This window comes from Arthrobacter sp. 35W, from assembly GCF_000482545.1.
GTDB lineage: Bacteria > Actinomycetota > Actinomycetes > Actinomycetales > Micrococcaceae > Specibacter.
This window is the reverse complement of sequence record NZ_KI519455.1, coordinates 688,628-700,990: the sequence shown is the minus strand read 5'-3', so window position 1 is coordinate 700,990 and position 12,363 is coordinate 688,628. Positions and strand designations below refer to the sequence as shown.

The 12,363-nt window shown below is 69.7% G+C and carries 11 protein-coding genes; 4 read left to right on the top strand and 7 right to left on the bottom strand.

The window, feature by feature from the left end; genetic code table 11:
* Positions 1-67: 67 nt before the first annotated feature.
* The 3 genes from K254_RS0115335 to K254_RS0115325 all read left to right on the top strand — a co-directional run bounded on the left by K254_RS0115335 (position 68) and on the right by K254_RS0115325 (position 3,618).
* Positions 68-568, top strand: coding sequence for an Lrp/AsnC family transcriptional regulator (locus K254_RS0115335; protein WP_331271239.1), 501 nt, complete (start codon positions 68-70; stop codon positions 566-568).
* A 159-nt stretch (positions 569-727) separates the two neighbouring features.
* Positions 728-1,816 (top strand): histidinol-phosphate transaminase, encoded by a 1,089-nt coding sequence (gene hisC / locus K254_RS0115330; RefSeq protein ID WP_026556112.1) that lies wholly within the window; start codon positions 728-730, stop codon positions 1,814-1,816.
* Positions 1,813-3,618, top strand: coding sequence for a thiamine pyrophosphate-binding protein (locus K254_RS0115325; RefSeq protein ID WP_081710177.1), 1,806 nt, complete (start codon positions 1,813-1,815; stop codon positions 3,616-3,618). Before hisC ends, K254_RS0115325 begins: the two co-directional genes overlap by 4 nt.
* 82 nt (positions 3,619-3,700) lie before the next feature.
* On the opposite strand, the gene K254_RS0115320 is transcribed toward K254_RS0115325, so the two are convergent.
* From K254_RS0115320 to K254_RS0115290, 7 genes are all read right to left on the bottom strand, one after another.
* Complete coding sequence (locus tag K254_RS0115320) at positions 3,701-4,546, bottom strand: CPBP family intramembrane glutamic endopeptidase (RefSeq protein WP_026556110.1); 846 nt, start codon at positions 4,544-4,546, stop codon at positions 3,701-3,703.
* Positions 4,547-4,718: 172 nt separating this feature from the next.
* A complete protein-coding gene (gene pabB, locus K254_RS0115315) occupies positions 4,719-6,785 on the bottom strand; it encodes an aminodeoxychorismate synthase component I (protein WP_026556109.1) in 2,067 nt (688 codons plus the stop codon).
* Positions 6,786-6,794: 9 nt separating this feature from the next.
* Positions 6,795-7,979 (bottom strand): low temperature requirement protein A, encoded by a 1,185-nt coding sequence (locus tag K254_RS0115310; protein ID WP_026556108.1) that lies wholly within the window; start codon positions 7,977-7,979, stop codon positions 6,795-6,797.
* A 53-nt stretch (positions 7,980-8,032) separates the two neighbouring features.
* On the bottom strand, positions 8,033-8,656 hold the full coding sequence (locus tag K254_RS0115305; protein WP_026556107.1) for a LysE family transporter: 624 nt from the start codon (positions 8,654-8,656) through the stop codon (positions 8,033-8,035).
* 66 nt (positions 8,657-8,722) lie between these two features.
* Positions 8,723-9,322, bottom strand: a complete 600-nt coding sequence (locus K254_RS26330; protein WP_026556106.1) for a TMEM175 family protein — start codon at positions 9,320-9,322, stop codon at positions 8,723-8,725.
* Between the two features lie 48 nt (positions 9,323-9,370).
* On the bottom strand, positions 9,371-10,180 hold the full coding sequence (locus K254_RS0115295; protein ID WP_026556105.1) for a methyltransferase domain-containing protein: 810 nt from the start codon (positions 10,178-10,180) through the stop codon (positions 9,371-9,373).
* A 22-nt stretch (positions 10,181-10,202) separates the two neighbouring features.
* On the bottom strand, positions 10,203-11,024 hold the full coding sequence (locus K254_RS0115290; RefSeq protein WP_026556104.1) for a MerR family transcriptional regulator: 822 nt from the start codon (positions 11,022-11,024) through the stop codon (positions 10,203-10,205).
* 164 nt (positions 11,025-11,188) lie between these two features.
* Here K254_RS0115290 and K254_RS24905 point away from each other — a divergent pair, with 164 nt between their 5' ends.
* Positions 11,189-12,157, top strand: a complete 969-nt coding sequence (locus K254_RS24905; RefSeq protein ID WP_196810976.1) for a nuclease-related domain-containing protein — start codon at positions 11,189-11,191, stop codon at positions 12,155-12,157.
* Positions 12,158-12,363 lie beyond the last annotated feature (206 nt).

Sequence of the window (12,363 nt, the reverse complement as noted above, 5' to 3'; positions counted from 1 at the left end):
CGGACGCGTTCGACGGCGGCGGCGGTGCCCGGCTCCGCCGTCGTTCCTGACGGCAGGGAGGGCGGATGTGGCAGATAATGTAACCATGCAGATCGACCGGTTGGACGCGGCCATCATTGAGATGTTCACCGATGAGCCCGGCCTCGGCGTGCTTGAATGCTCCCGCCGGTTGAAGGTTGCCCGCGCCACGGTGCAGGGCCGGCTGGACAGGCTGCACCGCGGCGGCGTCATCACCGGCATCACGCCGCAGATCGACCCGGCCGCCTTCGGCTACCCGGTCATCACCTTCTGCTCCATCGAGATCAGCCAGGGCATGGGCCACGAGACGGTGTTTGCCTCGATGTCCGCCATTCCGGAGATTCTGGAGATGCACACCGTCTCCGGTGCCAGCGACATTCTGGTGAAGATCGTGGCGAAGTCCACCACGGACCTGCAGCGCGTGCTCGACGCCCTCGCGCAGGCGCCGGGCGTGGCCCGCACCTCGAGCGTCATCGTGCTGTCGACGCATGTGGAGAACCGGATTCTGCCGCTGCTGCACGCCGCGGCCGCCGAGGCAGAGGATTCCTAAAGGCTGTACAAATTGTGCAGTATTTTGCGCCATCGGTGGATCAATCTGTACATCCTGACTGGCCCAAAGATGGGCGGTTGACCGCTCCGGCGGGTGCTCTCTAGCGTGTGTCCAACACCGCGCACCGGCCGGATTCCGGCCCAACCACAGGAGGCACCAATGCCAGTCGCCACCCGCACCGGGCTGGACGGAATCCCGGCCTACCGCCAGGGCCGCAGCCCCGAAGCCGCCAACGGTCTGGAACCGTACAAGCTGTCCTCGAACGAGAACCCGTACCCGCCGCTGCCCTCGGTGGTGGACGCGGTGGCCGCTGCCGTCGGCAGCATGCACCTCTACCCGGACATGTCGGCCGCCGCGCTCGCCGCCGCCGTGGCCGGGCATTGGAACGTGGCTGTGGAAAACCTGGCCTTTGGCGCCGGTTCGGTGGAGGTCGCGGCGCAGCTGATCCACGCCGTCGCCAGCCCGGGGGACGAGGTCATGTTCGCCTGGCGCTCCTTCGAGGCGTACCCGGTCCTCACGACCGTGGCCGGGGCCGTTCCCGTGCCGGTGCCGTTGGACGTGTCCGGCGGGCACGATCTTGATGCCATGCTGGCGGCCGTGACGGACAAGACGCGCGTGATCTTTGTCTGCAACCCCAACAATCCCAATGGCGCCGTCCTCGCCGCCGGGGCCGTGGAGGCCTTCGTGGCGGCGGTTCCGACCGACGTCCTGGTGGTCATCGACGAGGCGTATCTGCACTTCAACGTGGACCCGGGCACCGCCGTCGGCGTCGACCTCTTCCGCCGGCACCCCCATGTCGCAGTTCTCCACACCTTCTCCAAGGCCTACGGGCTTGCCGGGCTCCGGCTGGGCTATGCGATCGCCCAGCCGGAGCTGGTGGAGAACCTCCGCAAGGCCGCCGTCCCCTTCGGCGTGACGGCGCTGGCGCAGCAGGCGGGGATCGCCTCGCTGGCCGCGGAATCCCAATTGCAGGAGCGCATCGACGTGCTGGTCGCCGAGCGGGAGCGCGTGTACGCGGGGCTGCTCGACGCCGGAATGCCGGTGCTCCCGTCGCAGGCGAACTTCCTCTGGGTCGATTCCAGGGAGGGGACGACGGCGCTGGCGTCACTGTTCGAGGAGGCCGGGATCTCCGTCCGCGCCTTCGCCGGCGAGGGGATGCGCATTTCGGTGGGCACACCCGCGGCCAACGACCGCGTCCTGGCCGTGGCCCGGGCTGCTGCAGGGGCTGTGTCTGGGGGAGTGGCATGAGCGCGCCCGCTAGCGTTTCCGAGGGCCTTGCCACCGGTGCACGCGTCGAGTCCGCGGCCACCTTCGCCGCGGGCTTGTCCGCCGCCGCCCGCGCGACGGTGTCCGACGTCGTCGCCGACGTCACGGCCCGGCATTCCGAGGTGGTCTTCGGCCTGATGGGCAATGGCAATGCCTTCTTCACCAGCAATCTGACCCGCCGCGGCATCCGCTACATCAGCGCCCGGCACGAGGCCGGCACGGTCGCCATGGCCGACGCCTACCACCGCGCCAGCGGGCGGGTGGCGACGGCCACCGTGACCTACGGCGCCGGCTTCACCAACTCGCTGACGGCGCTGGCGGAGGCTGCCATGGCCCGCATCCCGCTGGTGCTGGTGGTGGGCGACGCCCCCACCACGGGGCCGCGGCCCTGGGACATTGACCAGAGGATGGTGGCCGCCGGGCTGGGCGTTGAGACCATCACCGTCGACGCCGGGACGGCCCGGCAGCGGACCGAGGAGGCCTACGCGGCCGCGCTGTCTGGGCGCCGGCCGGTGGTGCTGGCCATTCCCTACGACCTCGCAGCCGTCGAGGCCGGGCCGCAGGAGGCCGCTCCCAATGCCCTGATGTACGTTGTTCCGGCGGAGCCCACCGCCCGCAACGGCGGCGCGGACCATGCGGCGGACGCCGGATCGGACGGTCCCGCCGGGCTGGCCGGGGCAGCAGCGTTGTTGGCCGGTGCCGAGCGCCCGCTCATTCTCGCCGGCCGCGGTGCCGTGCTGGCCGGGGCGGGTCTGGAGCTCCGGGCCCTCGGGGACAGACTCGGTGCGCTCTTTGCCACCTCGGTGATGGCGCGGAACCTCTTCGATTCCCCATGGGATCTGGGCATCGCCGGCGGCTTCGCGACGCCGCCCGCCGTCGAGCTGATGCGCAGCGCGGATGTGGTGCTGGTGGTCGGTGCCGGGCTGAACACCTTCCAAACCCGCTACGGCACGCTCTTTGCGCCGGGCGCCGCGGTGGTCCAGATCGATGAACTCCCCGCCGCCACCAGCCCGGTGGCCACGCACTTCGTCCGGGCCGATGCCGCCGTGGCCGCGGCGGCCCTGATGGACCTTCTGACGCCGGAAGGGGAGCCGCGTACCGGCGTCCTCCGCGGTTGGCGGGCGCAGGTTCCGCACGTGGCGGACGGCCTGCGGGCCGCCGTCGTGCCGGCAGTGGAATTCGCCCCGGACCGACGGCTGAACCCGCCCGCCGTCGCCCAGGCGCTGGATGCCTTGCTGCCCGCCGAGCGGACCATCGTGCAGGACGGCGGCCACTTCATTGGCTGGATGCCGATGCATGCCGCGGTTCCGGATCCGGCGGCGCTGATGATGGTGGGCACCGCCTTCCAGACCATCGGGCTGGGGCTGCCCTCCGCCGTCGGCGCCGCAGCGGCCCGGCCGGACCGTTTCACCGTGCTGGTCTCCGGCGACGGCGGCGCCCTGATGGGCCTGGCGGATCTGGAAACGGCCGTCCGGTCCATCCCCAGCGGCCTGGTGGTGGTCTTCAACGATGCGGCCTATGGCGCGGAACTGCACCAGTACGCCGTCCGCGGCCTGGATCCGGCGGCCATGCTCATCGACGAGGTGGACTTCTCCGCCGTCGGACGGGCCATGGGCGCCAGCGGCGTGAAGATGCGTTCGCTGGCGGATCTGGACGTGCTGCGGGACTGGCTGGCCGGCGGCGCCCGCGGCCTGTTCATCCTCGACGTGGCCATCTCGCAGACCGTCGTCGCCGACTACATGCGCGAATCCATGGCCGGCATCCTCGCGGAACAGGAGAACTAGCCACCCCAACTGGGTGACAGTTATGACACGTTCAGGGCCCCGGAACGTGTCATAACTGTCACCCAGTTGGGTGCGGGGGCGGCTAGGAGAGCGTCCGCCCCGCGGTGGAGGGATCCACCAGCCCGGATTCCAACGCTCGTGCCGCCACCCGTCCCCGGATGAACAGCAGCGCAACCAGCCCAACGAGGATCACGGCGATGTTCCCCATCCCGGCGATCGAGGCCAGCGGTCCCGCGGCGGGGTGGGCGGTCTGCAGGAAGATGCTCGGGTCGGTGCTGGCGTGCAGCAGGATCGGCCACAGCAGGTTTCCCGTCACCCTCAACGCCAGATACATGCACATCCCAAAGCCGAAGGTGTAGACAAGCTGGAATGCGGTCACGAACAGCGACTGGCCGGACAACAGATTGCCGGCATGCAGCCCGGCAAACACCGCAGAGGACAACGCCGCCACCGCAATCTCGCGGTATCCGGCCTTGCGCAGCAGGTTCACCACGAGGCCGCGCGTAAGCGTCTCCTCCGCGAAACCAACGAGCAGCCCTGTCAGAAGCCATGCCGCGACGACGCCGAACCCGGCGGAGTTGTAGTCGACGGTGGCCATGCGGAGCACATTGAACACGAGCACCACCGCGACGGCGATCCACATCCAGCCCCGGCCGCGGATCGGCTGGCGGGCGAACAACTCCTTGAGCCAGCCCGTCGACAGGGCAAACAGCACCAGCAGGAGGGAGCCCAGAAGGATGGGCAGCGCGGTGGTTGCCAAGATGAAGGCTCCGCTGGTCTTGTCCTCGATGGCCAGCGCCAGCGGGATGAAGACCATGGACCCCAGTTCGTACAGGGCGAAGTACACGGCGGCGAGGGCAAGCGCCTTCCACCAGCCTCCGCGTTCCCAGAACCGCTTCCACGGCGATGGTGTGGCTTTTTCGATCATGGAGGACCCCCTGTTCGCAGGCCTGCGCGTGCCGCGGCCTGCAAAAAGCCTACGGGCATGGACGCAGTACGGGCAGGTGGTACCCACTTTCGTGGCCCCCGCCCCAACTGGGTGACAGTTATGACACGTTCCGGGCTCCGGAACGTGTCATAACTGTCACCCAGTTGGGCTGTCAGGCGGGGAAGGCGCTGCCGAGGGTGGAGAGGACGCCGTAGGCCTTGGCCTGGATTTCCATCCATTCCTCGTGCGGTGAGGAATCCGCGGTGATGGCGCCGCCGACGCCGAGGCCCAGGTGGGTGCCGCCGTTGCCGTCGTCCTCGAGCACCAGGGTGCGGATGGTGACGGAGAGGTCCGTGGCGGAGTTCAGTGAGAAGTAGCCGACGGCGCCGGAGTAGACGCCGCGGGGGCCCGACTCCAGGGTGTCCAGGATGGCCATGGTGCTGATCTTCGGCGCGCCGGTCATGGACCCGGCCGGGAACGCGGCGGCCACGGCCTGCGCCCGGGAGCTGCCGGGGCGCAGCTGGGCCTCGATGGTGCTGACCATCTGGTGGACGGTGGCATAGCTTTCGATCTCGCACAGCCGCGGCACCTGCAGGGAGGCCGGCACAGCGAAATGGCTCAAGTCGTTGCGCAGCAGGTCCACAATCATGATGTTCTCGGCCCGGTCCTTCAGCGAACCGGCCAGGTCCGCCTTCAGTGCCGCGTCCTTGTCTGGATCCGGGTGGCGGCGGCGGGTGCCCTTGATGGGCTCGGCGCGCATCAGCCCGGCGGCATCGATCCGCAGGAACCGCTCGGGGGAGGTGCTGGCAATGGCCAGCGGGCCGAAGCGCAGGAAGCTGGCAAAGGGGGCGGGGTTGCGCCGGCGCAGAGCCAGATAGCCCGCCCACGCATCCACCGGCTCCTCAGTGCGGGCGTGCAGGCCGGTGGTCAGGCAGATTTCGTAGGAGTTGCCCTCCCAGATCTGGGTCTGGGCGGCGGCGATGCTCTCCTTGTAGGCGGTTTCGCCGTCGCGGATGCTGAAGACCGGCGGATCCGCCATGACAGGGACGACGGCGGCAGCCGGTGCCTGGGCGTCGGACACGGCGGCGCAGGCGGCCGCGACGGTGTCCAGCCAGCCGGCGGTTTCGGCGGCGTGGGCGGCGTTGCCCGCCTCGCCCAGGGACAGGACAAAGAGGCAGCGCTCGGCGTGGTCCACCACCACGGCGCGGCCGGCAAAGAGCAGGGCGGCATCGGGTGCGGCGCCCTCTGCAGTGACGTTCGATCCGCCGGTTTCACGCTTGAGTTCGTAGCCCAGATAGCCGAGCCAGCCCAGGGTGAACTCGCCCTCGTAGCCCTTCGGTGCCCGGACGGCGCGGCGGCCCCAGACGGTGTCCAGCCAGCGGAAGAACGGTCCGTCGATCCGGGAGGTGACGGGTCCGGCCTGCACTCGGGTGGTGCCGCCGGTGTGCCGGGCCAGCTGGCCGAACGCCCCGCCGTCGTCGGCCAGGATGGAGAAGCGGTGCTGCTGTCCGGAGGCGTCGCCGCCGGCGTCGGCATTGGAACTGTCCAGCCACACGGCGTTGGTGCTGGAGCCGTAGAGCCGGGCAAAGAGCGCCGGAACGTCCGGGAAGGCCTCCAGACGGTGCGTGTGCAGCTCCAGCGCACGGCGCCGGGCCAGCTCGGGGGCGCAGAGGATTTCAAGCGCCGGAAGGGTGGTCAGGGCCAGCATCACCTGGGCGGGCAGGGCGTCGTCGGCGAGCCCGGCAACCACCAGATCAGCGGCAGCGGCGACGTCGTCGGCGGCCAGCAGCTCCTCCTCCTGCCGCGCCCACTGCTCCCAGAAGGGGGCGTAGGTGTCCCCATCGCGGGCCAGCGCGCGCCGCTTGCGGTCCACATCGGGGGCCTCCACCCACACGACCACGTCCAGGAACGGCCGGGCGGAGGCGTGCGCGGCACCCACGCCCTCAACGATCACGACGTCGGCCAGCGGCGTGGTGTGCATGGGTCCGTCAAAGTGGTTGTCCCAGTCCCAGCTGGCCCAGCGGGCGTCCTGCCCGGCCGACAGCGGGGCGAGCACCCGGCCCACATAGCGCTCGACGCCGGCGGCCAGACCGTCCCAGCCCGGGTAGATGTCCTCGAGGTGGAAGACGGAGACGCGGCGGTGCCCGCGCAGCAGGGCCGCCAGCTCCAGGGCCAGCGTCGTCTTGCCGGCGCCGGAACGGCCGTCCACCGCAATGAGAATGGGGGAGGGCGCAGTCATTGGATCAGTTTAGCGACGCAGCCGCGCGGCTGCAGACCGGTGCCGGACCTCCACATAGGTGGTGACCAGGACAAGCAGCACCACGGCACAGCCCAGCAGGGCCGACGCCGGCAGGACCGTGCCCAGCGGAATGAGCAGCGCCGAGCACGGCACCATCACCACCGCCCACGGCAGCACATCGGCCAGCCCCCTGCCATAGCGCAGCGACACCAGGGCGTTGGTGCCGTAGAAGAGCACCAGTCCGCCGCCGAGGGCAACGCATGAGCCGAACGGCAGCGGCTCCCCGGGGGCGGCAATGGCCGTGGCGATCCCCGCCGCGATGGCCGTGACACCCAGCACCAGCAGGAAGGGCAGAAACAGCGCCGTCTGCAGGATGCCGCCGTAGTCGGCGCGGGATTTCAGCTGCGCAAGCCCCGCCGATATGGTGTCGGTGCCGTATTGGAACAGCGCCCAGCCCAGCAGTGCCACCAGCAGGAATCCCAGCCCGCCGGCCAGCCCTTCATGCGGGCCCCAATCGGTCGACACCTCGGTGACGATGGTGAAGACGGATTCGCCCAGGACGATGATGAGGAACAGGCCAAGCCGTTCGGAGGCGTGGTCCACATCGATCCCACTGACGCTCCTGTTGGCCCAGAGCCGTCCACTGGCCAGCACCAGTGCCACCTCCAGGGCGATTGAGGCTGCCCACAGGACCACGGCCACGTGGAAGGGCAGGAAGGCCGCGGCGAGCCACAGGGCCGCCGTTGAGCCGTTGTAGATCCAGATCCGCCACGGCGCATCCGTCGACGTCTGCCGGTGCTGGTACAGCCACAGCGCCAGCAGCACCACGCGGAACGCCGCATTGGCCAGGGAAAAGGCCCACGACCGGGCGCCAAAGGCCTCGGGTGCGGCGGCGGCCATCAAGCCCGCGGCCGCCATCGCCGCCAGCATCGCCACGCCCAGTCCACGCGATGAGAGGTGTGGCAGCAGGTTGACCACCGAGACGATGTTCACCCACGCCCACCACGCGGGGAAGAACAGGAAGACGTAGGTTCCGAACTCGCTCCACCCGGGGTCGCCGTGGATGCCATGGGCCAGCTGCCCGACGAAGACGACAAACACCAGATCGAAGAACAGCTCCATCCAGTGCACCCGGCGCGGCTCGCGCACCGTGGCATTGCCCCGCCCAGCCGAATCCGGCGCCATGTCGGTCATGCCACCATGCTAGGGCCGGGGCGCCCGGCACGGGAGTGCCCGCGGGATGCGGGCTAGACCAGCGCCAGCAGGATGCCGACGCCGATGAACAGGATGCCGAACACCCGGTTCAAGATCAGCTGCCCGCGCTCGCTGGCCGTCAGGTGGGCCAACTGCTTGGCACCGGCGGCAAAGACAAACCACATCACCACGATGTCGATCGCCACCACTGTGGCCGTGAGGACGAGGTACTGGGGCAGCAGCGGTTCGCTGGGCCGGATAAACTGTGGCATGAAGGCCAGGAAGAACACGATGGCCTTGGGGTTCAGCAGGTTCACCCAGAGGCCGCGCCGGAACATGGACCACGCCGGCTCGGCCTGCGCAACCACCACGGCGCCGTCGTCGGTCTTCTCCGCCTTGGCCAGCAGCTTCCGGATGCCCAGATAGACCAGATAGGCCGCACCCGCATAGCGGATCGCGGCGAAGGCCACGGGGGAGCTGGAGACGAGAAGGCCCACGCCGGCGGCCACGATCACCACATGGATGACGAGCGCCAGCTGCTGCCCCAGGATGCCCCAGAAGGAGCGCCGGAAGCCGGAGGTCATTGCATTGCTCATGGTGTTGATGGCGCCCGCGCCGGGGGTCAGGCTGATCATCGCGCCGGCGCCGGCCAAGGCCAGCCAAAGAGTGAATTCCACCTGCCAAGCCTACGTCCCGCGCCGGGCCCCTCAGGCCGGGGCACCTTCGGTGAAGCGGGCGGTGGGTCAGCCGGGGTCCGTCCGCTCGGCCTCCTGGCGGAAGGCCCGCTCCAGGCGCCGGTCCGGCACCAGCCACAGACCGGCGACGACGGCGTAGGCCGCCACCCCGAGCAGCGGGATCCACAAGGACAGCAGGCAGCCGGCCACGTAGATGGCCGGGGAGATCCGCCCCTTGGCGTTGCGGCCGACGGCCCGGGCCAGCACGCCGTCGGGCCCCTGCTGCCGGATGAACTGCGCCTGCAGGATGGTGTACGCGATGGCCGCCAGCAGCAGATTGACCCCATAGACAAACACCGGCACCGTGGCGAAGCCGGATTCATCCATCCACCGGGTCATGAACGGCACCAGCGACAGCCAGAACAGCAGGTGCAGGTTGGCCCACAGGATGCCGCCGGTGACCTGGCTGGCCAGCTTGATCATGTGGTGGTGGTTGTTCCAGTAGATGCCGATGTAGATGAAGGAGAGCAGGTAGCTCAGCAGCGAGGGGAAGATGGTGGCCAGGCCCGCCCAAGTGGGTTCTTCGGGCGTGTGGAACTCCAGCACCATGATGGTGATGATGATCGCCAGCACCCCGTCGCTGAGGGCCTCCAGCCTGTTCTTCTCCACAACATTCCTTCCCTGCGGCGGCTGTGCGGCGGCCTCTCAGACGCTGTTTCAGACGCGGGCGATGATCTCGCCGTTGGGGATCAGGAACCAGCCATCGGGGGCGGTGCCCCACTCCCGCCAGCCGTCGGAGAGCTCCTGCAGGCGCCCGGCGTCGGCCAGTCCGTACGCCATCGACTGCTCGGCAAAGGCGGAATGCACCACGCGGTCCGCCCAGACCCCGGCGTGCCAGGCGCGGTCCTCGTCCGTGGCGTAGAGCCAATTGGCGCTTGACGGCGTGATGTCGGTGAAGCCGGCGGCCTGGGCCCAGTGCACCAGGCGGCGCCCGGCGTCGGGCTCGGCCCGGTTGTGCCGGGCCAGCTCCTGGTAGAGGTCCATCCAGTCGTCCAACTCGGGCAGCTGGGGGTACCAGCTCATGCCGTGGAAATCGGCGTCGCGCACGGCCACAATGCCGCCCGGCTTGGCCACGCGCCGCATCTCGCGCAGCGCCCCGATGGGGTCGGTCAGGTGTTGGAGCACCTGGTGGGCGTGGACGACGTCGAACTCCCCGTCCGGGAAGTCCAGATCGTAGATGTTGCCGGTCTCGAAGCTGAGGTTGTTCAGGTGCAGCTCCGCGGCGTGGGCCGTGGCGGCCGCGACCACCTCCGGTGCGCGGTCCAGACCCAGCACCTGCCCGGGCGCCACCAGACGCGCAAAGTCCGCCGTGATGGTCCCCGGGCCGGCGCCGACGTCCAGCACCGAGAGCCCATGGGTCAAATGCGGGACGAGGTAGGCGGCGGAATTGGCCGCCGTCCGGGAGGTGTGGGAGCGCAGCACGCTCTCGTGGTGGCCGTGGGTGTAGATGTCCTCTTGCGCGCTCATGACAGGACCCTACGCCCGTGGCTCAGGCGCGCGCCACAGGTTCTTGCAGTTCGGTCACCCAGCTCGCCGGATCCTCGTTCATGGCGTAGTCCAGATAGAACTCGCGGCTGTTGCCGCGGGCCACGTAGCCGTTGGCCTCGATCCAGCCGGCCAGGGCCTGGACGCTGGGCATCACCTCGTCCATGGAGCCGCGGTGGATCAGCGTGGCGGCCTGCTCGACGGCGGGCAGGTCCACCAGGGCGAACACGCCGTCGGAGGCGGTCCCCGGGGCAACCTGGGCGCCCGCGTGGACAAGCACCGTGCCGTCGTCGTGCTGTTCATACCAGGCGACGGCGGGGCCGGTCATGGTGGCGCCGGCATCGGTGAGGCGCTGCACCAGCTCCTCGTAGAGCGGCTGGATGACGGGGCTGATGGCCCCGGGCTCGAAGCCGGCGGCGGTGCCCGTGAGCTCGGCCAGATGCAGGGCCGGCAGGGCTTTGATGGTGACTGTTGTGTGCGGCATGACGCCCTCGCTTTCGATGATGCGGAGCCTCGCCTCCACCTGGGCCAGCCGGACGGAATCGGCGCTGATCTGCTGGCGCAGCTCTTCGCGGCGCAGGCGCAGCATGCCGCGCAGTTCCGCGGCGTCGAGCTGTTTGTCCAGCAGAACGCCCACGGCCTCGAGCGTGAACCCGAGGTCCTTGAGCGCCACAATCCGGTTCAGGCGTTCCAGCTGGCCGGCGTCGTAGAACCGGTAGCCGTTGTCCCCAACGTGCGCCGGCTCCAGCAGGCCGATGGCATCGTAGTGCCGCAGTATCCGCACGGACACGCGGCCGGCTCTGGCGAAATCTCCTATGTAGAACATGACATCTTCCGGTTTAGGGCCTCACACGGTGTCAGGGTCAAGGGTATTCCCCGGCCATTTCCGGTGGGGAGCATGAATGCCGCCGGGGAACACGCGCATTCATGTTCCCCGGCGGCAATCGTGTTCGTTTCCGGTACTTGGAATCCGGGCGCGGAAAAGGAGTGGTGGACACTCTAGTGGCGGGGCAGATGGGCTGGCAGGCTGCGGGCATGGACGACATGCAGCTGCCCCCGTCGATGTCCCCGGCCCTGCCGGGCTCTCCGCCGGCGCCCTCCCTGGCCGCGCCCTCCTTGGCCGCACGGATTCCCGGCCAATCGGTGGCCGAGGAGGTGCTGCGCCAGCACACCATGGCGCCGCGCCTGAGCGCAGCGGCACGGCTGTTTGGCGCCAGCCCGCTGCCGTCTGCCAGCCGGAGCTGGTATTCGGGGGCACTGGGGGAGATGGAAGTGGGCCGGGCACTGGCCCGGCTCGGCTCCGAATGGCTGGTGCTGCATGCCGTTCCCGTGGGCGCCGGCAGCTCCGACATCGACCACGTGGTGGTGGGGCCCGGCGGCGTCTTCACCATCAACACCAAGCGCCATGCCGGACAAAAGGTCTGGGTGGCCGCGCGGACCTTTCTGGTTGCCGGGAAGCGGCAGGACCATCTGCGCAACTCCCGCTTCGAAGGCCGCCGGGCGGCGAGGCTCCTCTCCGCGGCCGTGCGCGGTGCGGTCCCCGTGACGGCGGTGGTGGCGGTGGTGGGTGCCCGGCCGCTGGTCATCAAGGGCCAGCCCGACGGCGTCGTCGTGCTGGACGCCGCCGAGCTGGCAGCCTGGATCGGCAGGCAGCCGCCGGTGCTGGACGCACAGCAGCTGGCCATGCTCCGGACGGTGGCGGTGCGCCCGGAGGTCTGGCATGGAGCCCATGCCGCGTCGCGAGCCACCGGCCCGGTTCCCACTGCAGCAACTGGCGCCGGCATGGCCCCGGCGGTGGATCCGACGGCGGTGGGCCGGGATTTCGGTGCGCTGCAGCGCCAGGTGCGGCATGCGGGGATGCGGCGGGCGGCCTGGGTCCTTGGCGTCCTCGCCGTCGTCGCCGCGCCGGCAGTGCCCGCAGCAGTGGCCTCGGTCCTGCGCCTCGTCGGCGCCGGCTGACCCGCGGCAACCCGCCCCGCCGCCGTCGAACGTTCCACCCCCATTTTCGCGTCCATTTTCCGCCCCGAGCGAAAGTTGAGCCTCCTGCACTCAACTTTGCTTGACTTAAATCCGCGGCTGAGTAGAGTTGAGTGCAGAACGCTCAATAGACCGCTGGTTGGGCGACGCCGGGCCCGAATGAAGCCCGGATGGACTCCCGTCAGCGG

Excerpts from the sequence above, each read along its gene's own strand:
- hisC (WP_026556112.1), top strand. The coding sequence starts at position 728 with ATGCCAGTCGCCACCCGCACCGGGCTGGACGGAATCCCGGCCTACCGC.
- K254_RS0115325 (WP_081710177.1), top strand. The coding sequence starts at position 1,813 with ATGAGCGCGCCCGCTAGCGTTTCCGAGGGCCTTGCCACCGGTGCACGC.
- K254_RS0115320 (WP_026556110.1), bottom strand. The coding sequence starts at position 4,546 with ATGATCGAAAAAGCCACACCATCGCCGTGGAAGCGGTTCTGGGAACGC.
- pabB (WP_026556109.1), bottom strand. The coding sequence starts at position 6,785 with ATGACTGCGCCCTCCCCCATTCTCATTGCGGTGGACGGCCGTTCCGGC.
- K254_RS0115310 (WP_026556108.1), bottom strand. The coding sequence starts at position 7,979 with ATGACCGACATGGCGCCGGATTCGGCTGGGCGGGGCAATGCCACGGTG.
- K254_RS0115295 (WP_026556105.1), bottom strand. The coding sequence starts at position 10,180 with ATGAGCGCGCAAGAGGACATCTACACCCACGGCCACCACGAGAGCGTG.
- K254_RS0115290 (WP_026556104.1), bottom strand. The coding sequence starts at position 11,024 with ATGTTCTACATAGGAGATTTCGCCAGAGCCGGCCGCGTGTCCGTGCGG.